Genomic DNA, 26,225 nt, shown 5'->3' with positions numbered 1-26,225 from the left:
CAAAAAAAAGCTGCCTGCTCGATGGTCCGATCACTGCTTGTGCTAGTGACGATGTTGTTTGGAAATTCGCTGCAGGCATTGGAATTAGTCGGCTCAAGCCCGCTACCAGCTCATTTCCTGTATTCCAATAAGTTGGCTGAACCTGGACAGCCCGATCCTCTTCGAGGGTGTCACGAGTTGACTCCCTTCATTCCCGGCTTCATTCCCGCGAAGGCGGGAATCCACACTGACTCACCACCAGAACCATACTGCCCGGTGCCCCCCTGGCCTTGTCATCCCCGAGAAGGCAGGGATCCACCGTTAGAGCTGGATTCCCGCCTACGCGGGAATGACGACCTCGGAGCTATTCCTGATCCTGTCCAAACTTGTCTGCAGCAAAAAAAGCAACTGCTTATAATATTACAAATCAAACGACTATGGACGATTATATCAGGCCAGACCACGCTGGCCCGGATTTTGACAGACCGGATCATGGTGATTGAAGCCGATCTTCTTGATCTGGAAAGGTCAGACCCAGGCACGATTCAACCGGTGCTGGTTCAAACATGGCTGGCAGAGAATGGTCAGGAACTCAGAGTTTACCGTGAGATGGTTTCTGGCAAATATTCTGGCCGACAGGCGGGTAACGGGAAAAGGAATACAACCTCCCGAAAGACCAAAGCATCAACGACCGCAACAACAGGTCAGACCGGCCAGACAAGCGGACCTTCTGCCTGTAACAGGGGAACCGGTTCGACAGGCGCCAATGGTCGTGGAGGCGATGACCCACTAAAACCCTCAGCTGAGCAGAATACCGGAAATTCAGTTGTCGTTTGTTCGAAGTGTGACAAAGCACTGAATTCACAGGAATTAGGACGTGTAGCAAATCAGACAGCAGCTTCAGCGTTGTTGTGCGACAAGTGCCTGTCGGTCATTCAAGGTAACAAAAGGGTAAGACGAATCCGGGAAGAAACAGAACCGGATTCATCAGAACCCGCTCCGAAAAAAAAGAAGGGTCCGGGTAGAAAGAGAAATAATTCAACCGCTGTTGCTGAACCAGCGGCCAAAAAAAAGAAACCGCCAGACACTCAAATTCCCGATGATCCGTTAGAAAAAATAAAAGCAAATATCAAGTACGAATTAAGTCAGGAAGAGCTGGAAAAAGTGCAAACCCTGGTGGCGGTATTCAAGAAAAAAAACATCACTGTAAAAAACACTTTTTATAAGCTGTCTGGTTTCGTAGATAGAGATTCTTTTAATGGCTTCTTCGATAATGCCGCTGCTTTTTTTGGGCACCTTTCTGAAAACGTCAAAAATACAGGCATGCTGACCAGCATGCTGGGTAATAGCAAAAAACATATCCGTAGTTTTGCCGAAAGTAGCCAGAGTGAACTCGAATATTTAGCAAGTTTGGATCTCTTGACTTCCTTCTCGTCCATGAATAATAACAAAGGCGTGCCCACACACAAGGAAGTGAAAGCAATCCTGGGTTGGCCAGAATGGAAAGATGAGAATGCCGAATTCAATACGGAGCTGTTCCGCGCCTTCTCGTCCATGAATCATGGTCAGGGCCTGCCCAGACATGAGAAAGTCAAAGAGGTGCTGAGCTGGCCGGAATGGAAAAACAGGGATGGTGAGCGCAATATGGAGCTGTTCCGCTCGTTCTCATCCATGAATAGCAGCAAGGGCACGATTAGACATGAGGAAGTGAAAGAGGTGCTGAGCTGGCCGGAATGGAAAGACAAGGATGGCGAGTTCAATATGGAGCAGTTCCGCGCCTTCTCATCCATGAACAGTGGTAAAGGCATGCTCAAACAAGAGGAAGTGAAAGAGGTGCTGGGCTGGCCGGAATGGAAAGACGAGGATGGCGAGTTCAGTATGGAACTGCTCCGTACCTTCTCATCTATGAATCATTGCAAAGGCATGCTCAAACATGAGCAAGTGAAAGAGGTGCTGGCTTGGCCGGAATGGAAAGACAAGGATGGCGAATTCAGTATGGAGCTGCTCCGCGCCTTCTCATCCATGAATCATGGCAAAGGCATGCTCAAACAAAAGGAAGTGAAAGATATGTTGGGTTGGCCTGAATGGAAAGACAAGAATGGTGAGTTCAGTATGGAGCTGTTCCGCGCCTTCTCATCCATGAACAGTGGAAAAGGCATGCTCAAACATGAGGAAGTGAGAGAGGTGCTGGCCTGGTCGGAATGGAAGGACAAGCATGGCGAGTTCAACATTGAGCTGTTCCGCTCCTTCTCATCCATGCACAGTGGTAAAGGCATACTCAAACAAGAGGAAGTGAAAGAGGTGCTGGGCTGGCCGGAATGGAAAGACAAGGATGGCGAGTTCAGTATGGAGCTGTTCCGCTCCTTCTCGTCTATGAACAATGGTGAAGGCGTCCTCAAACATGAGGAAGTGAAAGAGGTGCTGGGCTGGCCGGAATGGAAAGACAAGGATGGCGAGTTCAGTATGGAGCTGTTCCGCTCCTTCACATCCATGAACAATGGTAAAGGCATCCTTAAACATGAGCAAGTGAAAGAGGTGCTGGGCTGGCCGGAATGGAAAGACAAGGATGGCGAATTCAGTATGGAGCTGCTCCGCGCCTTCTCATCCATGAATAGCAGCAAGGGTATGATTAAGCATGAGGAAGTGAAAGAGGTGCTGGGCTGGCTGGAATGGAAAGACAAGGATGGCAAGTTCAACATTGAGCTGTTCCGAGCCTTCTCGTCCATGAATAGCCGCAAGGGCATGATTAAACATGAGGAAGTGAAAGAGGTGCTGGGCTGGCCGGAATGGAACGACAAGGATGGCGATTTCAGTATGGAGCTGTTCCGCTCTTTCTCATCTATGAATAGTAGCAAAGGCATGCTCAAACATGAGGAAGTGAGAGAGGTGCTGGGCTGGCCGGAATGGAAGGACAAGTATGGCGAGTTCAATATGGAGCTATTCCGCTCCTTCTCATCCATAAACAACGGTAAAGGCATGCTCAAACAAAAGAAAGTGAAAGAGGTGCTAGGCTGGCCGGAATGGAAACACAGGGGTGACCAGTTCAATCTGAAGTTGTTCTGGGCTTTTTCGTCCATGAATAATGGCCAGGGCTTGCCCAAACATGAGCCTGTGAAAAAAGTGCTGGGCTGGATAGGTTACCGGCGGGCACCCAATCATAGTCTGCTGCAAATTATGACCAGGCTGTGGGCATCAGCAGGACTACCTGTTACTGAGGTGCTGCAACACCGGGAAACACAACTGAAACAGTGGCTGTTTACAGAATTTACCGGAGAACATAATAACTCGAATAATAAAGGAGATGACCAATACGATAGCGATTCAAAGAATGAAGAGGATGACAAATGCAATTGCCAGATAAAAACAGTCGCTCTTTATCTTTCCACCCCTAAGCCAGGCTGGTCGCTAAAATGGACAGTTTTAAAACAGTTCTGCCAATTGCATAAAGAGGCTAAAACGCTTCTGATGCTGAAATCATTGATAGGGCTTTTATCTTCTTCCGGAGGGAAAAGCGTCAAACGCTACCTTCAGGCTAATCAACTGGATCGGCATTTTTTGTGGCGTCATTCAATGAAAGCCGTGCCTTTGCGCGTGTTAAACAGAGCAATGTTCCTGTGTTCTTCCGATGAAGACAGGGAGCGTTTTGTCTTATTTGTCAAGCGGCTGAAGTCATTGCCGGATAAAAGACTATGGGAGCAATACTCTGCCCTGTTGCAACCATTGTCGGCGGTGCTGAAACTCGAATATATGCAAGGGCTCTATCTGGAAATTCTGCAACCCTTAACAAAAGATGATCAGCTGCGTTTTCTGGATGCCAGCCATGCCCAGGCTGTATTCGATCTGTTTCCCTCGTTGAGTGCCCTGCAAAAACTCAGCAAAGAGCATTCTTCCCATTGGTTAAACAAGCTGCTTGAAGCCTGCCTGCAACTAAAAGCCCATGACATCACCAAAGAAGGCATCCAGATACTGTTCGAAGCGCTGCTCAAAACCCATAGTCTTCTACCCTGGGATAACGAGATCCCCGATCACTTTTTGTCCGGGATGCAAACGACCGACAACAACCATGTTGAGATACCTGTCTCCGGACTTATCCAATCTGGAGAACAGTTGGCCCTGAGCTATATCTCTGTGTTGATGCAGAACCTCAATGAGATGTCTTTTACCGTCAAAGGGCAATGGCTTGAGGTTGAATTACCAAGTGGCAGAGTTCAAAACTACCGATTTCCAATGCCACAGCTGGAAATACAGGATGAAAAAATGGCCATCAGCAACTGGTCAGAGGAGCAGTTCCGGACTTTTTTGAAAATCACCGGGATATCTGAACACTATTATTTGACTGCAGATCAACGGCAGAAACTGGATAACGTTCAATTCAGGCAAGCTGAAGCATGTCAGGTAGAGAATGAATTGGAACCACAAAAACAGGCGTTTGGCAGTTTATGGTTAAAGCTCAACCAGACGGAAATTTTTGGCACCGAAATGCTGAATTTACTGGAGGAGTACGAGAGCGAAATGGAGCTTATGCATACAGTGACCCTCCTTAAAAAAGCCAAAATCGATACCGCTACCCACATACTGGAAGCATGGCGGCAACGGGCGTGCAACAAAATAGAACAGTTAAAAAAGCAAGACCCTTTATTATCCGATGTTGATCCTGATGTTTATCAGGGTTGTCAGGAACTGGAGTTGCTTGATGGGTGTGGGAGTATTTTCTAAAAAGACTTTTGTCGTCTGATAAAGCTTCTAAAAACAAACTGTTTGCCAACTCCGTTCATGGCAAGCTTGCCAGTGCGGTGCTATAAAATCTAGCGCAAACGTGAATCATCAGGTCTAAGCCGGATGACGTACAAATTTTTTCCACTAGCGAATGGATTCACAGAAGCTGATTTTATTAGCCGGGATCTATGAGACGCTCACAACAAAAAAAAGCTGCCTGCTTGATGGTCCGATCACTGATTCTGCCAGTAATGATGTTGTTTTGGGATTCGCTGCATGCATTGGAATTAGTTGGCTCAAGACCGCTACCAGCTCATTTCCTGTATTCCAATAAGTTGGCTGAACCTGGACAGCCCGATCCTCTTCGAGGGTGTCACAAAACTCTGGTTCCCATGCTTTTAGGCCCTGTGGGCCCCAGGCGTGGGAATCCATACCTATCTCGAGCTGCAGAGTCCGCTTTTCAGGGGAGGTATGCATTCCCACGCAGAGCGTGGGAACGAGTTGTTGGGCTTTTGCGACAGCCTCCGGAGCGTGGGAACGAGTTGCTGGAGTTTTACGTGCCCCCTGAAGTTCTGGAGAACACTTCTAATGGACTGATCGCCAGGGGCGCCGCCGGAGGAGATGATGACGATAAGCCTCCTGACGGAAACAGCACGAGTCCTGACCCAGAGCGCCAACCTGTCCTTACCCTTATTCCTGATCCTGTCCAGACTTGTCTGCGGCAAAAAAAGCAACTCCTTATAATATTACAAATCAAACGACTATGGGCGATTATGACAGGCCAAACCACGCTGGCCCGGATTGTGTCAGACCGGGTTATGGTGATTGAAGCCGACCTTCTTGATCTGGAAAGGTCAGACCCTGGCACGATTGAACCGGGGCTGGTTCAGACATGGCTGGCAGAGAACGGTCAGGGACTCAGAGTTTACCGTGAGATGGTTTCTGGCAAATATTCTGGCCGACAGACGGGTAACGGGAAAAAGAATTCATCCTCCCGAACGACGAAAGCATCAACGACCGCGACAATGGGTCAGACCGGCCAAACAAGCAGATCTGCTGCCCGTAACAGGGGAACCGGTTCGACAGGCGCCAATGGTCGTGAAGGCGATGACCCACTAAAACCCTCAGCTGAGCAGAATACCGGAAATTCAGTTGTCGTTTGTTCGAAGTGTGACAAAGCAATGAATCCACAGGAATTAGGACGTGTAGCAAATCAGACAGCAGCTTCAGCGTTGTTGTGCGACAAGTGCCTGTCGGGCATTCAAGGTAACAAAAGGGTAAGACGAATCCGGGAAGAAACAGAACCGGATTCATCAGAACCCGCTCCGAAAAAAAAGAAGGGTCCGGGTAGAAAGAGAAATAATTCAACCGCTGTTGCTGAACCAGCGGCCAAAAAAAAGAAACCGCCAGACACTCAAATTCCCGATGATCCGTTAGAAAATATAAAAGCAAATATCAAGTACGAATTAAGTCAGGAAGAGCTGGAAAAAGTGCAAACCCTGGTAGCGGTATTCAAGAAAAAAAACATCACTGTAAAAAATACTTTTTATAAGCTGTCTGGTCTTGTAGATAGAAAGTCTTTTAATGGTTTCTTCGATAATGCCATCGTTTTTTTTGGGTATCTTTCTGAAAACGTCAAAAATACAGGCATGCTGACCGGCATGCTGGGTAATAGCAAAAAACATATTCGTAGTTTTGCAGAGCGTAGCCAGGATGAACTCGAATATTTAGCGAGTTTAGATATAGTGACTTCTTTCTCGTCCATGAATAATGGCAAAGGCGTGCCCGCACATGAGCAAGTGAAAGCAATACTGGGCTGGTCTGAATGGAAAGACAAAGATGGCGAGTTCAATATCGAACTGTTCCGCTCTTTCTCGTCCATGAATAATGGCCAAGGCGTACCCAGGCATGAGGAAGTGAGAGAGATGCTGGGCTGGCCGGAATGGAAAGACAAGGATGGTGAGTTCAGTATGGAGCTGTTCCGCGCCTTCTCATCCATGAACAATGGCAAAGGCATGCTCAAACATGAGCCAGTGAAAGAGGTGCTGAGCTGGCCGGAATGGAAAGACAAGGATGGTGAGTTCAGTATGGAGCTGCTCCGCCCCTTCTCGTCTATGAATAATGGCAAAGGCATGCTCAAACATGAGCAAGTGAAAGAGGTGCTGGGCTGGCCCGAATGGAAGGACAAGGATGGCGAGTTCAGTATGGAGTTGTTCCGCGCCTTCTCATCCATGAATAATGGTAAAGGCGTGCTCAAACAAAAGGAAGTGAAAGAGGTACTGGGCTGGCCGGAATGGAAAGGCAAGGATGGCGAGTTCAGTATGGAGCTGTTCCGCGCCTTCTCATCCATGAACAATGGTAAAGGCATGCTCAAACATGAGCAAGTGAAAGAGGTGCTGGGCTGGCCGGAATGGAAAGGCAAGGATGGCGAGTTCAGTATGGAGCTGTTCCGCACCTTCTCATCTATGAATCATTGCAAAGGCATGCTCAAACATGAGCAAGTGAAAACGATGCTGGGCTGGCCGGAATGGAAAGACAAGGATGGCGAGTTCAGTATGGAGCTGTTCCGCGCCTTCTCATCCATGAACAATGGCAAAGGCATGCTCAAACATGGGCAAGTGAAAGAGGTGCTGAGCTGGCCGGAATGGAAAGACAAGGATGGTGAGTTCAGTATGGAGCTGCTCCGCGCCTTCTCGTCTATGAATAACGGCAAAGGCATGCTCAAACAAAAGGAAGTGAAAGAGGTGCTGGGCTGGCCGGAATGGAAGGACAAGGATGGCGAATTCAATATGGAGCTGTTCCGCTCATTCTCATCTATGAATCATGGCAAAGGCATGCTCAAACATGAGCAAGTGAAAGAGGTGCTGGGCTGGCCGGAATGGAAAGACAAGGATGGCGAGTTCAGTATGGAGCTGTTCCAGACCTTCCCGTCTATGAATCATGGCAAAGGCATGCTCAAACATGAGCAAGTGAAAGATGTGCTCGCTTGGCTGGAATGGAAAGACAAGGATGGCGAGTTCAGTATGGAGCTGTTCCGCGGCTTCTCGTTTATGAATAGAGGCAAAGGCATGCTCAAACAAAAGGAAGTGAAAGAGATGTTGGGTTGGCTGGAATGGAAAGACAAGGATGGCGAGTTCAGTATGGAGCTGTTTCGCGCCTTCTCATCTATGAATTATGGCAAAGGTATGCTCAAACATGAACAAGTGAAAGAGGTGCTGGGCTGGCCGGAATGGAGAGACAAGGATGGCGAGTTCAATATGGCGCTGTTCCGCGCCTTCTCGTCTATGAATCATAGCAAAGGCATGCTCAAACATAAGCAAGTGAAAGAGGTGCTGGGCTGGCCGGAATGGAAAGACAGAGATGGTGTGTTCAATACGAAGTTATTACGCGCTTTCTCGTCGATGAATCATGGTCAGGGTGTGCTCGGGCATCAGCAAGTGAAAGAGGTGCTGGGCTGGCCGGAATGGAAAGACAAGGGCGAGTTCAATATGGAGCTGTTCCGCGCCTTCTCGTCCATGAAAAATACCAAAGGCATGCTCAAACATGAAAAAGTGAAAGAGGTGCTGAGCTGGCCGGAATGGAAAGACAAGGGCGAGTTCAATATGAAGTTGTTCCGCGCTTTCTCGTCCATGAATAATGGCCGGAGCTTGCTCAAATATGAGCCTGTGAAAAAAGTGCTGGGCTGGATACGTTACCAGGGGGCACCCAGTCATCTGCTATTGCAAATTATGTCCAGACTCTGGAAATCAGAGGGGCTACCTGCTATTCAAGTGCTTCAACATCGGGAAACACAAATGAAACAGTGGCTGTCTACAGAATTTACTGAAGAACATAACAGCCCGGATAATGAGGAAAATGACGAATACAATAGCGATTCAGAGGATGAAGAAGATGACGAAAAATTCAATCGCCAGATAAAAACAGTCGCTCTTTATCTTTCCACCCCTAAGCCAGACTGGTCACTAACATGGACGGTTTTAAAAGAGTTCTGCCAATTTCATGAACAGACTAAAACGGTTCTGATGTTGGAACCATTGATAGGGCTTTTATCTTCTTCTGGAGGGAAAAGCATCAAACGCTACCTCCAGGCTAATCAACAGGATCGGCATTTTTTGTGGCGTCATTCAATGAAAACCGTGCCTTTGCACGTATTAAATAGAGCAATGTTCCTTTGTTCTTCCGATGAAGACAGGGAGCGTTTTGTCTTTTTTGCCAAGCGGCTGAAGTCATTGCCGGATAAAAGACTATGGGAGCAGTACTCAGCCCGGTTGCAACCCTTGTCGGCGGTGCTGAAACTCGACTCTATGCAAAGGCTCTATCTGGAAATCCTGCAATCCTTAACAAAGGATCAACAGTTGCGTTTTCTGGATGCCAGCCATGCCCGGGTTGTGTTCGACCTGTTTCCATCGTTGAGCGCCCTGCAAAAACTCAGCAAAGAGCATTCTTCTCATTGGTTAAAGAAGCTGCTTGAAGCCTGCCTGCAACTAAAAAACCATGACATCACCAAAGAAGGCATCCAGATACTGTTCGAAGCACTGCTCAAAACCCATAGTCTTCTACCCTGGGATAACGATATTCCCGATCACTTTCTGTCCGGGATGCGAACAACCGACAATAACCATGTTGAGATACCTGTCTCCGGACTTATCCAATCAGGAGAACAGTTGGCCCTGAGCTATATCGCTGTGTTGATGCAGAACCTTAATGAGATGTCTTTTACCGTCAAAGGTCAGTGGCTTGAGGTTGAAGTATCGGGTGATGATGTTCAGACCTATCGCTACCCAATGCCACAGCTGAAAATACAGAGTGAAAAAATGGCCATCAGCAACTGGTCAGAGGAACAATTCAGGACTTTTTTGAAAATCACCGGGATATCTGAACACTATTATTTGACTGCAGATCAATGGCAGAAACTGGATAACGTTCAATCCAGGCAAGCTGAAGCATGTCAGGCAGAGAATGAATTGGAAACACAAAAACAGGCGTTCGGCAGTTTATGGTTAAAGCTCAACCAGACAGAAATATTTGGCAGCGAAATACTGAATTTACTGGAGGAGTATGAGAGCGAAATGGAGCTTATGCATACAGTGACCCTCCTAAAAAAAGCCAAAATCGATACCGCTATCTACATACTGGAAGTATGGAGGCAACGGACGTGCAACAAAATAGAGCAGTTAAAAAAGCAAGACCCTTTATTATCCGATGTTGATCCTGATGTTTATCAGAGTTGTCAGGAACTGGAGTTGCTTGATGGATGCGGGAGTATTTTCTAAAAAGACTTGTGTCGTCTTATAAAGCTTCTAAAAATCAACTGTCTGTCAACTCCGTTCATGGCAACCTTGCCAGTGCGGTGCTATAAAATCTAGCGCAAACGTGAATCATCAGGCCTAAGCCGGATGACGTACGAATTTTTTCCACTAGCGAATGGATTCACAGAAGCTGATTTTATTAGCCGGGATCTATGAGACGCTCACAACAAAAAAAAGCTGCCTGCTCGATAGTCCGATCACTGCTTGTGCTAGTGACGATGTTGTTTGGAAATTCGCTGCAGGCATTGGAATTAGTCGGCTCAAGCCCGCTACCAGCTTATTTCCTGTATTCCAATAAGTTGGCTGAACCTGGACAGCCTGATCCTCTTCGAGGGTGTCACGAGTTGACTCCCTTCATTCCCGGCTTCATTCCCGCGAAGGCGGGAATCCACACTGACTCACCACCAGAACCATACTGCCCGGTGCCCCCCTGGCCTTGTCATCCCCGAGAAGGCAGGGATCTACCGTTGGAGCTGGATTCCCGCCTACGCGGGAATGACGACCTCGGAGCTATTCCTGATCCTGTCCAAACTTGTCTGCAGCAAAAAAAGCAACTGCTTATAATATTACAAATCAAACGACTATGGGCGATTATATCAGGCCAGACCACGCTGGCGCGGATTTTGTCAGACCGGATCATGGTGATTGAAGCTGATCTTCTTGATCTGGAAAGGTCAGACCCTGGCACGATTCAACCGGGGCTGGTTCAGACATGGTTGGCAGAGAATGGTCAGGAACTCAGAGTTTACCGTGAGATGGTTTCTGGCAAATATTCTGGCCGACAGGCGGGTAACGGGAAAAGGAATACAACCTCCCGAAAGACCAAAGCATCAACGACCGCAACAACAGGTCAGACCGGCCAGACAAGTGGACCTTCTGCCTGTAACAGGGGAACCGGTTCGACAGGCGCCAATGGTCGTGGAGGCGATGACCCACTAGAACCCTCAGCTGAGCAGAATACCGGAAATTCAGTTGTCGTTTGTTCGAAGTGTGACAAAGCACTGAATCCACAGGAATTAGGACGTGTCGCAAATCAGACAGCAGCTTCAGCGTTGTTGTGCAACAAGTGCCTGTCGGGCATTCAAGGTAACAAAAGGGTAAGACGAATCCGGGAAGAAACAGAACCGGATTCATCAGAACCCGCTCCGAAAAAAAAGAAGGGTCCGGGTAGAAAGAGAAATAATTCAACCGCTGTTGCTGAACCAGCGGCCAAAAAAAAGAAACCGCCAGACACTCAAATTCCCGATGATCCGTTAGGAAATATAAAAGCAAATATCAAGTACGAATTAAGTCAGGAAGAGCTGGAAAAAGTGCAAACCCTGGTGGCGGTATTCAAGAAAAAAAACATCACTGTAAAAAACACTTTTTATAAGCTGTCTGGTTTCGTAGATAGAGATTCTTTTAATGGCTTCTTCGATAATGCCGCTGCTTTTTTTGGGCACCTTTCTGAAAACGTCAAAAATACAGGCATGCTGACCAGCATGCTGAATAATAGCAAAAAACATATCCGCAGTTTTGCAGAGCGTAACCAGGATGAACTCGAATATTTAGCGAGTTTAGAGGTAGTGACTTCTTTCTCGTCCATGAATAATAGCAAAGGCGTGCCCACACATGAACAAGTGAAAGCAATACTGGGCTGGTCTGAATGGAAAGACAAAGATGGCGAGTTCAATATCGAACTGTTCCGCTCTTTCTCGTCCATGAATAATGGCCAAGGCTTACCCAAACATGAGGAAGTGAAAGAGATGCTGGGCTGGCCGGAGTGGAAAGACAAGGATGGCGAGTTCAGTATGGAGCTGTTCCGCGTCTTCTCGTCTATGAATAGCAGCAAGGGCATGATTAAACATGAGGAAGTGAAAGAGGTACTGGGCTGGCTGGAATGGAAAGACAAGGATGGCAAGTTCAATATGGAGCTGTTCCGTTCCTTCTCATCCATGAATCATAACAAAGGCATCATCAAACATAAGCAAGTGAAAGAGGTGCTGGCCTGGTCGGAATGGAAAGGCAGGGATGGCGAGTTCAGTATTGAGCTATTCCGCTCCTTCTCATCTATGAATCATGGCAAAGGCATGATTAAACATGAGCAAGTTAAAGAGGTGCTGGGCTGGCTGGAATGGAAAGACAAGGATGGCAAGTTCAATATGGAGCTGTTCCGCTCCATCTCATCCATGAACAATAGTAAAGGCGTGCCCACACATGAGCATGTGAAAGAGGTGCTGGGCTGGCCGGAATGGAAAGACAAGGATGGCGAGTTCAATATGGAACTGTTCCGTTCCTTCTCGTCTATGAGCAATCGTAGAGGCATCCTCAAACATGAGCAATTGAAAGAGCTGCTGGGCTGGCCGGAATGGAAGGACAAGAATGGCGAGTTCAACATTGAGTATTTCCGCTCCTTCTCATCCATGAACAATGGTAAAGGCATGCTCAAACATGAGCAAGTGACAAAGATGCTGGGCTGGCCGGAATGGAAAGACAAGGATGGCGAGTTCAATTTAGAGCTGTTCCGCTCCTTCTCATCCATGAGCAGTGGTAAAGGCGTGCCCACACATGAGCAAGTGAAAGAGGTGCTGGGCTGGCCGGAATGGAAAAACAAGGATGGCGAGTTCAATATCGAGCTGTTCCGCTCCTTCTCATCCATGCACAGAGGTAAAGGCATCCTCAAACATGAGCAAGTGAAAGAGGTGCTGGGCTGGCCGGAATGGAAAGACAAGGATGGCGAGTTCAATATGGAGCTGTTCCGCTCCTTCTCATCCATGAACAATGGTAAAGGCATGCTCAAACGAAAGGAAGTGAAAGAGGTGCTGAACTGGCCGGAATGGAAAAACAGGGATGGCGAGTTTAATACGAAGTTGCTCCGATCCTTCTCGTCAATGAATAGTGGCAAAGGCATGCTCAAACATGAGGAAGTGAAAGAGTTACTGGGCTGGCCGGAATGGAAGGACAAAGAAGGCGAGTTCAACATTGAGCTGTTTCGCTCCTTCTCATGCATTAACAATAGTAAAGGCGTGCCCAAAAAAAAGGAAGTGAAAGAGATTTTTGGTTGGCCTGAATGGAAGGACAAGGATGGTGAGTTCAGTATGGAGCTGTTCCGCTCCTTCTCATCCATGAATCATGGCAAAGGCGTGCTCAAACATGAGCAAGTGAAAGAGGTGCTGGGCTGGCCGGAATGGAAAGACAAGGATGGCGAGTTCAGTATTGAGCTATTCCGCTCCTTATCATCCATGAACAATGGTAAAGGCATGCTCAAACATGAGCAAGTGAAAGAGGTGCTGGGCTGGCCGGAATGGAAAGACAGGGATGGCGAGTTCAGTATGGAGCTGTTGCGCTCCTTCTCATCCATGAACAATGGTAAAGGCATCCTCAAGCATGAGCAAGTGAAAGAGGTGCTGAGCTGGCCGGAATGGAGGGACAAGGATGGCGAGTTCAATATGGAGCTGTTCTGCGCCTTCTCGTCCATGAATAGTGGCAAAGACATGCTCAAACAAAAGGAAGTGAAAGAGATGTTGGGCTGGCCGGAATGGAAAGGCAAGAATGGCGAGTTCAATATGGAGTTGTTCCGCGCCTTTTCATCCATGAATAATAACAGAGGTATGCTCAAACATGAAAAAGTGAAAGAGGTGCTCGGCTGGTCTGAGTGGAAACACAAGGGTGGCGAGCTCAATATGAAGCTGTTCCGCGTTTTCTCGTCTATGAATCATGGCCAAGGCTTGCCCAAGCATGATCCTGTGAAAAAAGTGCTGGACTGGATAGGTTGCTGCAGAGCGCCCAATCACAGGCTACTGCAAATCATGTCCAGGCTCTGGGTATCAACAGGGCTACCTGCTATCAAGATGCTGCAACACTGGGAAACACAACTGAAACAGTTACTGCTTACAGAACTTACCGGAGAACACAGCAACCCGGATAATGAAGGAGAGGATAAATACAATCGCCAGATAAAAACAGTTGCTCTTTATCTTTCCACCCCTAAGCCAGACTGGTCGCTAAAATGGAGGGTTTTAAAAGAGTTCTGCCAATTGCATAAAGAGACTAAAACGCTTCTGATGCTGGAATCATTGATAGGATTTTTATCTTCTTCTGGAGGGAAAAGCGTCAAACGCTACCTTCAGGCTAATCAACAGGATCAGCATTTTTTGTGGCGTCATTCAATAAAAGCCGTGCCTTTGCACATGTTAAATAGAGCAATGTTCCTGTGTTCTTCCGATGAAGGCAGGGAGCGTTTTGTCTTTTTTGCCAAGCGGCTGAAGTCATTGCCGGATAAAAGACTATGGGAGCAGTACTCAGCCCGGTTGCAACCCTTGTCGGCGGTGCTGAAACTCGACTCTATGCAAAGGCTCTATCTGGAAATTCTGCAACCCTTAACAAAAGATAATCAGCTGCGTTTTCTTGATGCCAGCCATGCTCAGGCTGTATTTGATCTGTTTCCCTCGTTGAGTGCCCTGCAAAAACTCAGCAAAGAGCATTCTTCCCATTGGTTGAAGAAGCTGCTTGAAGCCTGCCTGCAACTAAAAACCCATGACATCACCAAAGGAGGCATCCAGATACTGTTCGAAGCACTGCTCAAAACCCATAGTCTTCTACCTTGGGATAACGATATTCCCGATCACTTTCTGTCCGGGATGCGAACAACCGACAATAACCATGTTGAGATACCTGTCTCCGGACTTATCCAATCAGGAGAACAGTTGGCCCTGAGCTATATCTCTGTGTTGATGCAGAACCTCAATAAGATGTCTTTTACCGTCAAAGGTCAGTGGCTTGAGGTTGAAGTATCGGGTGATGATGTTCAGACCTATCGCTACCCAATGCCACAGCTGAAAATACAGAGTGAAAAAATGGCCATCAGCAACTGGTCAGAGGAGCAGTTCAGGACTTTTTTGAAAATCACCGGGATATCTGAACACTATTATTTGACTGCAGATCAATGGCAGAAACTGGATAACGTTCAATCCAGGCAAGCTGAAGCCTATCAGCCAGAGAATGAATTGGAACCACAAAAACAGGCGTTTGGCAGTTTATGGTTAAAGCTCAACCAGACAGAAATTTTTGGCACCGAAATACTGAATTTACTGGAGGAGTATGAGAGCGAAATGGAGCTTATGCATACAGCGACCCTCCTTAAAAAAGCCAGAATCGATAGCGCTACCCACATACTGGAAGCATGGAGGCAACGGGCGTACAACAAAATAGAACAGTTAAAAAAGCAAGACCCTTTATTATCCGATGTTGATCCTGATGTTTATCAGAGTTGTCAGGAACTGGAGCTGCTTGATGAATGCGGGAGTATTTTTTAAAAAGACTTTCGTCGTTTGATAAGGCTTCTAAATACAAACTGTCTGCCAACTCTGTTCATAGCAAGCTTGCCAGTGCGGTGCTATAAAATCTAGCGCAAACGTGAATCATCAGGCCTAAGCCGGATGACGTACGAATTTTTTCCACTAGCGAATGGATTCACAGAAGCTGATTTTATTAGCCGGGATCTATGAGACGCTCACAACAAAAAAAAGCTGCCTGCTCGATGGTCCGATCACTGCTTGTGCTAGTGACGATGTCGTTTGGGGATTCGCTGCATGCATTGGAATTAGTCGGCTCAAGCCCGCTACCAGCTCACTACCTGTATTCCAATAAGTTGACTGAACCTGGACAGCCCGATCCTCTTCGAGGGTGTCACGAGTTGACTCCCGTCATTCCCGGCTTCATTCTCGTCATTCCCGCGAAGGCGGGAATCCACACTGACTCACCACCAGAACCATACTGCCCGGTGCCCCCCTGGCCTTGTCATCCCCGAGAAGGCAGGGATCCACCGTTGGCGCTGGATTCCCGCCTTCGCGGGAATGACGACCTCGGAGCTATTCCTGATCCTGTCCAAACTTGTCTGCAGCAAAAAAAGCAACTGCTTATAATATTACAAATCAAACGACTATGGGCCATTATGACAGGCCAAACCACGCTGGCCCGGATTTTGTCAGACCGGATCATGGTGATTGAAGCCGATCTTCTTGATCTGGGAAGGTCAGACCCTGGCACGATTCAACCGGGGCTGGTTCAGACATGGCTGGCAGAGAATGATCAGGAACTCAGAGTTTACCGTGAGATGGTTTCTGGCAAATATTCTGGCCGACAGACGGGTAACGGGAAAAAGAATTCATCCTCCCGAACGACCAAAGCATCACCGACCGCGACAATAGTTCAGACCGGCCAGGCAAGCGGATCTGCCGCCCGTATCAGGGGAACCGGTTCGACAGGCGCCAATGGTCGTGGAGGCGATGACCCACTGAAACCCTCAGCTGGGCAGGATGCCGGACATTCGCATGTAGCTTGTTCGAAGTGTGACAAGGCATTGAATCCGCAGGAGTTAGGACGTGTAGCAAATCAGACAGCAGCTTCAGCGTTGTTGTGCGAGAAGTGCCTGTCGGGCATTCAAGGTAACAAAAGGGTAAGACGAATCCGGGAAGAAGCAGAATCGAATTCACCAGAGCCCGCTCCGAAAAAAAAGAAAGGCCCGGGTAGAAAAAGAAATAATTCAACCGCTGTTGCTGAACCAGCGGCCAAAAAAAAGAAACTGCCAGACACTCAAATTCCCGGTGATCCGTTAGAAAAAATAAAAGCAAATATCAAGTACGAATTAAGTCAGGAAGAGCTGAAAAAAGTGCAAACCCTGATGGTGATATTCAAGAAAAAAAACATCACTGTAAAAAACACTTTTTATAAGCTGCTTGGTTTCGTAGATAGAGATTCTTTTAATGGCTTCTTCGATAATGCCATCGCTTTTTTTGGGCATCTTTCTGAAAACGTCAAAAATACAGGCATGCTGACCGGCATGCTGGGTAATAGAAAAAAACATATCCGTAGTTTCGCAGAACGTAGCCTGAGTGAACTCGAATATTTAGCAAGTTTGGATGTATTGAGTTCCTTCTCGTCCATGAATAATGGCAAAGGCGTGCCCACACATGAACAAGTGAAAGCAATACTGGGCTGGCCAGAATGGAAAGACAGGGATGGCGAGTTTAATACGAAGTTGTTCCGATCCTTCTCGTCAATGAATAGTGGCAAAGGCATACCCAAACATGAACAAGTGAAAGAGGTGCTGGGCTGGCCGGAATGGAAAGACAAGGATGGCGAGTTCAGTATGGAACTGTTCCGCTCCTTCTCATCCATGAACAGTGGCAAAGGCATGCTCAAACATGAGGAAGTGAAAGAGGTGCTGGCCTGGTCGGAATGGAAAGACAAGCATGGCGAGTTCAACATTGAGCTGTTCCGCTCCTTCACATCCATGCACAGTGGTAAAGGCATGCTCAAACAAGAGGAAGTGAATGAGGTGCTGGGCTGGCTGGAATGGAAAGACGAGGATGGCGAGTTCAGTATGGAGCTGTTCCGCTCCTTCTCATCCATGAACAATGGTAAAGGCATGCTCAAAAAAAAGGAAGTGAAAGAGGTGCTGGTCTGGCCGGAATGGAAGGACAAGTTTGGCGAGTTCAGTATGGAGCTGTTCCGCGCCTTCTCATCCATGAACAGTGGTAAAGGCATGCTCAAACAAAAGGAAGTGAAAGCGGTCTTGGGCTGGCCGGAATGGAAGGACAAGTTTGGCGAGTTCAGTATGGAGCTGTTCCGCGCCTTCTCGTCCATGAATAGCAGCAAGGGCATGATTAAACATGAGGAAGTCAAAGAGGTGCTGGGCTGGCTGGAATGGAAAGACAGGGATGGCGAGTTAAACATTGATCTGTTCCACTCTTTCTCATCCATGAACAATGGTAAAGGCGTGCTCACACATGAGCAAGTGAAAGAGGTGCTGGGTTGGCCGGAATGGAAAGATGAGGATGGCGAGTTCAGTATGGAGCTGTTCCGCTCCTTCTCATCCATGAACAGTGGCAAAGGCATGCTCAAACAAGAGGAAGTTAAAGAGGTGCTGAACTGGCCGGAATGGAAAGACAGGGAAGGCGAGTTTAATACGAAGTTGTTCCGATCCTTCTCGTCAATGAACAATGGCAAAGGCATGTTCAAACATGAGCAAGTGAAAGAGGTGCTGGGCTGGCCGGAATGGAAAGACAGGGATGGCGAGTTCAGTATGGAGCTGTTCCGCTCCTTCTCATCCATGAATAGTGGCAAAGGCATGCTCAAACAAAAGGAAGTGAAAGAGATGTTGGGTTGGCCTGAATGGAAGGACAAGCATGGCGAGTTCAGTATGGAGCTGTTCCGCTTTTTCTCATCCATGAATAGTAGGAAAGGTATGCTCAAACATGAGCAAGTGAAAGAGGAGCTGGGCTGGTCGGAGTGGAAAGACAAGGATGGCGAGTTCAGTATGGAGCTGTTCCGCTCCTTCTCATCTATGAATCATGGCAAAGGCACCCTCAAACAAGAGGAAGTGAAAGAGGTGCTGGGTTGGCCGGAATGGAAAGACAAAGATGGCGAGTTCAACATTGAGCTGTTCCGCGCCTTCTCGTCCATGAATAGCAGCAGGGGCATGATTAAACATGAGGAAGTGAAAGAGGTGCTGAGCTGGACGGAATGGAAAGACAAGGATGGCGAGTTCAGTATGGAGCTGTTCCGCGCCTTCTCATCCATGAACAGTGGTAAAGGCATGCTCAAACAAGAGGAAGTGAAAGAGGTGCTGGGCTGGCCGGAATGGAAAGACAAGGATGGCGAGTTCAGTATGGAGCTGTTCCGCGCCTTCTCATCTATGAATCATGGCAAAGGCATCCTCAAACAAGAGGAAGTGAAAGAGGTGCTGGGCTGGCCGGGATGGAAAGACAAGCATGGCGAGTTCAACATTGAGCTGTGCCGCGCATTCTCGTCCATGAATAGTAGGAAAGGGATGCTCAAACATGAGGAAGTGAAAGAGGTGTTGGGTTGGCCAGAATGGAAAGACAAGGATGGCGAGTTCAGTATGGAGCTGTTCCGTGCCTTTTCATCCATGAATAATGGCAGAGGTATGCTCAAACATGAGAAAGTGAAAGAGTTGCTCAGCTGGTCTGAATGGAAACGTAAGGGGGGCGAGCTCAATATGAAGCTGTTCCGTGTTTTCTCGTGCATGAATAACGGCCAAGGCTTGCCCAAACATGAGCCTGTGAAAAAAGTGCTGGACTGGATAGGTTGCCGGGGGGTAGGTTGCCGGGGGGCACCCAATCACAGGCTACTGCAAATCATGTCCAGGCTTTGGGTATCAGCAGGGCTACCTGCTATCAAGATGCTGCAACACTGGGAAAAAGAACTGAAACAGTTACTGCTTACAGAACTTACCGGAGAACATAGCAACCCGGATAATGAAGGAGGTGATAAATACAATCGCAACCTGGATGATGCAGAATACAAATACAATCGCCAGATAAAAACAGTCGCTCTTTATCTTTCCACCCCTAAGCCAGACTGGTCGCTAAAATGGACAGTTTTAAAACAGTTCTGCCGATACCATAAAGAGACTAAAACAGCTCTGATGCTGGAATCATTGATAGGACTTTTATCTTCTTCTGGAGGGAAAAGTGTCGAGCGCTACCTTCAGGCTAATCAACAGGATCAGCATTTTTTGTGGCGTCATTCAATGAAAGCGGTGCCTTTGCGGGTGTTAAATAGAGCAATGTTTCTGTTTTCTTCCGATGAAGACAGGGAGCGTTTTGTCTTTTTTGTCAAGCGGCTGAAGTCATTGCCGGATAAAAGACTATGGGAGCAATACTCAGCCCTGTTGCAACCCTTGTCGGCGGTGCTGAAACTCGAATATATGCAAGGGCTCTATCTGGAAATTCTGCAACCCTTAACAAAAGATGATCAGCTGCGTTTTCTGGATACCAGCCATGCCCGGGCTGTATTCAATCTGTTTCCCTCGTTGAGCGCCTTGCAAAAACTCAGCAAAGAGCATTCTACCCATTGGTTAAGCAAGCTGCTTGAAGCCTGCCTGCAACTAAGAACCCAAGACATTACCAAAGAAGGCATCCAGATACTGTTCGAAGCGCTGCTCAAAACCCATAGTCTGCTACCCTGGGATAACGCTATTCCCGATCACTTTCTGTTCGGGATGCGAACAACCGACAATAACCATGTTGAGATACCTGTCTCCGGACTTATCCAATCAGGAGAACAGTTGGCCCTGAGCTATATCTCTGTGTTGATGCAGAACCTTAATGAGATGTCTTTTACCGTCAAAGGTCAGTGGCTTGAGGTTGAAGTATCGGGTGATGATGTTCAGACCTATCGCTACCCAATGCCACAGCTGGAAATACAGGATGAAAAAATGGCCATCAGCAACTGGTCAGAGGAGCAGTTCAGGACTGTTTTGAAAATCACCAGGATATCTGAACACTATTATTTGACCGCAGATCAATGGCAGAAACTGGATAACGTTCAATCCAGGCAAGCTGAAGCCTATCAGCCAGAGAATGAATTGGAACCACAAAAACAGGTGTTCGGCAGTTTATGGTTAAAGCTCAATCAGACAGAAATCTTTGGCAGCGAAATACTGAATTTACTGGAGGAGTACGAGAGTGAAATGGAGCTTATGCATACAGTGACCCTCCTTAAAAAAGCCAGAATCGATAGCGCTACTCACATACTGGAAGAATGGCGGCAAAGGGCGTGCAGGAAAATAGAACAGTTAAAAAAGCAAGACCCTTTATTATCCGATGTTGATCCTGATGTTTATCAGGGTTGTCAGGAACTGGAGTTGCTTGATGAATGCGGGAGTATTTTCTAAAAAGACTTGTGTCGTCTGATAAGGCTTCTAAAAAAAACTGTCTGCCAACTCCATTTATGGAAAGCTCGCCAGTGCGGTGCTATAAAATCTAGCGCAAACGTGAATCATCAGGCCTAAGCCGGATGACGTGCGAATTTTTCCACTAGCGAATGGATTCACAGAAGCTGATTTTATTAGCCGGGATCTATGAGACGCTCACAACAAAAAAAAGCTGCCTGCTCGATGGTCCAATCACTGCTTGTGCTAGTGACGATGTTGTTTGGGGACTCGCTGCAGGCATTGGAATTAGTCGGCTCAAGCCCGCTACCAGTTCATTTCCTGTATTCCAATAAGTTGGCTGAACCTGAACAGCCCGATCCTCTTCGAGGGTGTCACGAGTTGACTCCCGTCATTCCCGTCATTCCCGGCTTCATTCTCGTCATTCCCGCGAAGGCGGGAATCCACACTGACTCACCACCAGAACCATACTGCCCGGTGCCCCCCTGGCCTTGTCATCCCCGAGAAGGCAGGGATCCACCGTTGGCGCTGGATTCCCGCCTTCGCGGGAATGACGACCTCAGCGCTATTCCTGATCCTGTCCAAGCTTGTCTGCAGCAAAAAAAGCAACTGCTTATAATATTACAAATCAAACGACTATGGGCCATTATGACAGGCCAAACCACGCTGGCCCGGATTTTGTCAGACCGGATCATGGTGATTGAAGCCGATCTTCTTGATCTGGGAAGGTCAGACCCTGGCACGATTCAACCGGGGCTGGTTCAGACATGGCTGGCAGAGAATGATCAGGAACTCAGAGTTTACCGTGAGATGGTTTCTGGCAAATATTCTGGCCGACAGACGGGTAACGGGAAAAAGAATTCATCCTCCCGAACGACCAAAGCATCACCGACCGCGACAATAGTTCAGACCGGCCAGACAAGCGGATCTGCCGCCCGTATCAGGGGAACCGCTTCGACAGGCGCCAATGGTCGTGGAGGCGATGACCCACTGAAACCCTCAGCTGGGCAGGATGCCGGACATTCGCATGTAGCTTGTTCGAAGTGTGACAAGGCATTGAATCCGCAGGAGTTAGGACATGTAGCAAATCAGACAGCAGCTTCAGCGTTGTTGTGCGACAAGTGCCTGTCGGGCATTCAAGGTAACAAAAGGGTAAGACGAATCCGGGAAGAAGCAGAATCGAATTCACCAGAGCCCGCTCCGAAAAAAAAGAAAGGCCCGGGTAGAAAAAGAAATAATTCAACAGCTGTTGCTGAACCAGCGGCCAAAAAAAAGAAACTGCCAGACACTCAAATTCCCGATGATCCGTTAGAAAAAATAAAAGCAAATATCAAGTACGAATTAAGTCAGGAAGAGCTGAAAAAAGTGCAAACCCTGATGGTGATATTCAAGAAAAAAAACATCACTGTAAAAAACACTTTTTATAAGCTGCTTGGTTTCGTAGATAGAGATTCTTTTAATGGTTTCTTCGATAATGCCGCCGCCTTTTTTGGGTACCTTTCTGAAAACTTCAAAAATACAGGCATGTTGACCGGCATGCTGGATAATAGCAAAAAACATATCCGTAGTTTTGCAGAGCGTAGCCAGGATGAACTCGAATATTTAGCGAGTTCAGATGTAGTGACTTCTTTCTCGTCCATGAATAATGGCAAAGGCGTGCCCACACATGAACAAGTGAAAGCAATACTGGGCTGGCCAGAATGGAAAGACAGGGATGGTGAGTTTAATACGAAGTTGTTCCGATCCTTCTCGTCTATGAATCATGCCAAAGGCATCCTCAAACATGAGCAAGTGAAAGAGGTGTTGGGCTGGCCGGAGTGGAAAGACAAGGATGGCGAGTTCAGTATGGAACTGTTCCGCGCCTTCTCATCCATGAACAGCGGTAAAGGCATGATTAAACATGAAGAAGTGAAAGAAGTGCTGGCCTGGTCGGAATGGAAAGACAAGGTTGGCGAGTTCAGTATTGAGCTATTCCGCGCCTTCTCATCCATGAACAGTGGTAAAGGCATGCTCAAACAAGAGGAAGTGAAAGCGATGTTGGGCTGGCCGGAATGGAAAGACAACGATGGCGAGTTCAGTATGGAGCTGTTCCGCGCCTTCTCATCCATGAACAATGGTAAAGGCGTGCTCAAAAAAAAGGAAGTGAAAAAGGTGCTGGGCTGGCCGGAATGGAAGGACAAGTTTGGCGAGTTCAGTATGGAGCTGTTCCGCGCCTTTTCATCCATGAATAGTGGCAAAGGCATGCTCAAACAAAAGGAAGTGAAAGCGGTGTTGGGCTGGTCGGCATGGAAGGACAAGGATGGCGAGTTCAGTATGGAGCTGTTCCGCTCCTTCTCATCTATGAATAGCAGCAAGGGCATGATTAAACATGAGGAAGTCAAGGAGGTGCTGGGCTGGCCAGAATGGAAGGACAAGGATGGCGAGTTCAGTATGGAGCTGTTCCGCGCCTTCTCGTCTATGAATAGCAGCAAGGGCATGATTAAACATGAGGAAGTCAAAGAGGTGCTGGGCTGGCCGGAATGGAAAGACAAGGATGGCGAGTTAAGCATTGAGCTGTTCCGCTCCTTCTCGTCTATGAATCATGGCAAAGGCATGCTCAAACATGAGCAAGTGAAAGAGGTGCTGGGTTGGCCGGAATGGAAAGATGAGGATGGCGAGTTCAGTATGGAGCTGTTCCGCTCCTTCTCATCCATGAACAGTGGCAAAGGCATGCTCAAACAAGAGGAAGTGAAAGAGGTGCTGAACTGGCCGGAATGGAAAGACAGGGATGGCGAGTTTAATACGAAGTTGTTCCGATCCTTCTCGTCAATGAACAATCGCAAAGGCATGCTCAAACATGAGCAAGTGAAAGAGGTGCTGGGCTGGCCTGAATGGAAGGACAAGGATGGCGAGTTCAGTATGGAGCTGTTCCGCGCCTTCTCATCCATGAACAATGGTAAAGGCGTGCTCAAAAAAAAAGAAGTGAAAGAGGTGATGGGCTGGCCGGAATGGAAGGACAAGGATGGCGAGTTCAGTATGGAGCTGTTCCGCGCCTTCTCATCTATGAATCATGGCAAAGGCATCCTAAAACAACAGGAAGTGAAAGAGGTGCTGGGCTGGCCGGAATGGAAAGACAAGTATGGCGAGTTCAACATTGAGCTGTTGCGCGCCTTCTCGTCCATGAATAGCAGCAAGGGATTGATTAAACACGAGGAAGTGAAAGAGGTGCTGGGCTGGCTGGAATGGAAAGACAAGTTTGGCGAGTTCAGTATGGAGCTGTTCCGCGCCTTCTCATCCATGAATAGTGGCAAAGGCATGCTCAAACAAAAGGAAGTGAAAGCGGTGTTGGCCTGGTCTGAATGGAAAGACAAGGATGGCGAGTTCATTATGGATCTGTTCCGTTCCTTCTCATCCATGAACAGTGGTAAAGGCATGCTCAAACATGAGCAAGTGAAAGAGATGTTGGGTTGGCCTGAATGGAAACACAAGGATGGCGAGTTCAATATGGAACTGTTCCGCGCCTTTTCATCCATGAACAATAGAAGAGGTATGCTCAAACATGAGAGCGTGAAGGAGGTGCTCGGCTGGCCTGAATGGAAACACAAGGGTGGCGAACTCAATATGAAGCTGCTCCGCGTTTTCTCCTCTATGAATCACGGCCAAGGCTTGCCCAAACATGAGCCTGTGAAAAAAGTGCTGGACTGGATAGGTTGCCGAGGGGCGCTCAATCACAGGCTACTGCAAATAATGCTCAGGCTCCTGGTATCAGAAGGGTTGCCTGCTATCAAGATGCTGCAACACTGGGAAACACAACTGAAACAGTTACTGCTTACAGAACTTACCGGAGAACACAGCAACCCGGATAATGAAGGAGATGACGAATACAATAGCGACTCAGATGATGAAGAGGACAAATGCAGTCGCCAGATAAAAACAGTCGCTCTTTATCTTTCCACCCCTAAGCCAGACTGGTCGCTAACATGGACAGTTTTAAAACAGTTCTGCCAATACCATAAAGAGACAAAAACGGTTCTGATGCTGGAATCATTGATAGGACTTTTATCTTCTTCTGGAGGGAAAAGCGTCAAACGTTACCTTCAGGCTAATCAACTGGATAAGCATTTTTTGTGGCGTCATTCAATGAAAGCCGTGCCTTTGCGCGTGTTAAACAGAGCAATGTTCCTGTGTTCTTCCGATGAAGACAGGGAGCGTTTTGTCTTTTTTGCCAAGCGGCTGAAGTCATTGCCGGATAAAGGACTATGGGAGCAGTACTCAGCCCGGTTGCAACCATTGTCGGCGGTGCTGAAACTCGAATATATGCAAGGGCTCTATCTGGAAATTCTGCAACCCTTAACAAAAGATGATCAGCTGCGTTTTCTGGATACCAGCCATGCCCGGGCTGTATTCAATCTGTTTCCCTCGTTGAGCGCCTTGCAAAAACTCAGCAAAGAGCATTCTACCCATTGGTTAAGCAAGCTGCTTGAAGCCTGCCTGCAACTAACAACCCATGACATTACCAAAGAAGGCATCCAGATACTGTTCGAAGCGCTGCTCAAAACCCATAGTCTGCTACCCTGGGATAACGATATTCCCGATCACTTTCTGTCCGGGATGCGAACAACCGACAATAACCATGTTGAGATACCTGTCACTGGACTTATCCCATCAGGAGAACAGTTAGCCCTGAGCTATATTGCTGTGTTGATGCAGAACCTCAATGAGATGTTTTTCACCGTCAAAGGGCAATGGCTTGAGGTTGAACTGCCAGGAGACGGAGTTCAAAACTACCGCTTTCCAATGCCACAGCTGGAAATACAGGATGAAAAAATGGTAATCAGCAACTGGTCAGAGGAACAGTTCAGGACTGTTTTGAAAATCACCGAGACGTCTGAACACTATTATGTGACAGCAGACCAATGGCAAAGGCGTTTAAATTCGGATGACCCGGTATACATCCAAAGACGCAAAGCCAGACTGACCGCAAACGGAGAGCCGGGAGCAAACGGTGCTGTTGAAGCAGCCTCCTTTAATCCGCTACCTGTTCATATTCTGGCTATTCTGGACGACAAACGAGAAAAGCAGGCCTTTGCCAGTTTATGGTTAAAGCTGAACCAGACAGAAATTTTTGGCACCGAAATACTGAATTTACTGGAGGAGTACGAGAATGAAATAGAGCTTATGCATACAGTGACCCTCCTTAAAAAAGCCAAAATCGATAGCGCTACCCACATACTGGAAGTATGGAGGCAACGGGCATGCAGCAAAATAGAGCGTTTAAAAAAGCAAGACCCTTTATTATCCGATGTTGATCCTGATGTTTATCAGAGTTGTCAGGAACTGGAGTTGCTTGATGGGTGTGGGAGTATTTTCTAAAAAAGATTTGTGTCGTTCTGGCAAACTGGGCCAGAAAGCTTTCTTGGAAAGAGGTTGCCAGCACTTTCGACACAGAAATGCGCCACAGATTTTGCTGACGAGGCTGAAATTGAGGAGCTCAGGCGAATACTGAAAGGTTGAATCCGTAGGTCATGCAGTGGTTGGGCAGTCATTATCTGACCGGATTTCGG

General features: G+C 47.6%; 5 protein-coding genes. All 5 read left to right on the top strand.

The genetic code is table 11. The features are described 5' to 3' along the window. Positions 1 to 177 precede the first annotated feature (177 nt). The 5 genes from ACOMG9_RS18845 to ACOMG9_RS18825 all read left to right on the top strand — a co-directional run bounded on the left by ACOMG9_RS18845 (position 178) and on the right by ACOMG9_RS18825 (position 26,034). On the top strand, positions 178 to 4,695 hold the full coding sequence (locus ACOMG9_RS18845; protein WP_494529238.1) for a hypothetical protein: 4,518 nt from the start codon (positions 178 to 180) through the stop codon (positions 4,693 to 4,695). A 557-nt stretch (positions 4,696 to 5,252) separates the two neighbouring features. Next, positions 5,253 to 9,968: a hypothetical protein gene (locus ACOMG9_RS18840; protein WP_494529237.1), complete on the top strand. Its 4,716-nt coding sequence runs from the start codon at positions 5,253 to 5,255 to the stop codon at positions 9,966 to 9,968. Between the two features lie 380 nt (positions 9,969 to 10,348). Beyond that, entirely contained in the window at positions 10,349 to 15,298 is a 4,950-nt protein-coding gene (locus ACOMG9_RS18835) for a hypothetical protein (protein ID WP_448218017.1), read from the top strand. A gap of 380 nt (positions 15,299 to 15,678) precedes the next feature. Next, positions 15,679 to 20,685: a hypothetical protein gene (locus ACOMG9_RS18830; protein WP_494529236.1), complete on the top strand. Its 5,007-nt coding sequence runs from the start codon at positions 15,679 to 15,681 to the stop codon at positions 20,683 to 20,685. 378 nt (positions 20,686 to 21,063) lie between these two features. Next, the gene (locus ACOMG9_RS18825) at positions 21,064 to 26,034 is read left to right on the top strand and encodes a hypothetical protein (RefSeq protein ID WP_448218015.1); all 4,971 of its coding nucleotides are present in this window, start codon (positions 21,064 to 21,066) and stop codon (positions 26,032 to 26,034) included. The last annotated feature ends 191 nt before the right edge of the window (positions 26,035 to 26,225 follow it).

Source organism: Endozoicomonas sp. PH6C (assembly GCF_059322965.1).
The sequence above is the reverse complement of the archived record's forward strand: the minus strand, read 5'-3'. Positions and strand labels throughout refer to the sequence as shown.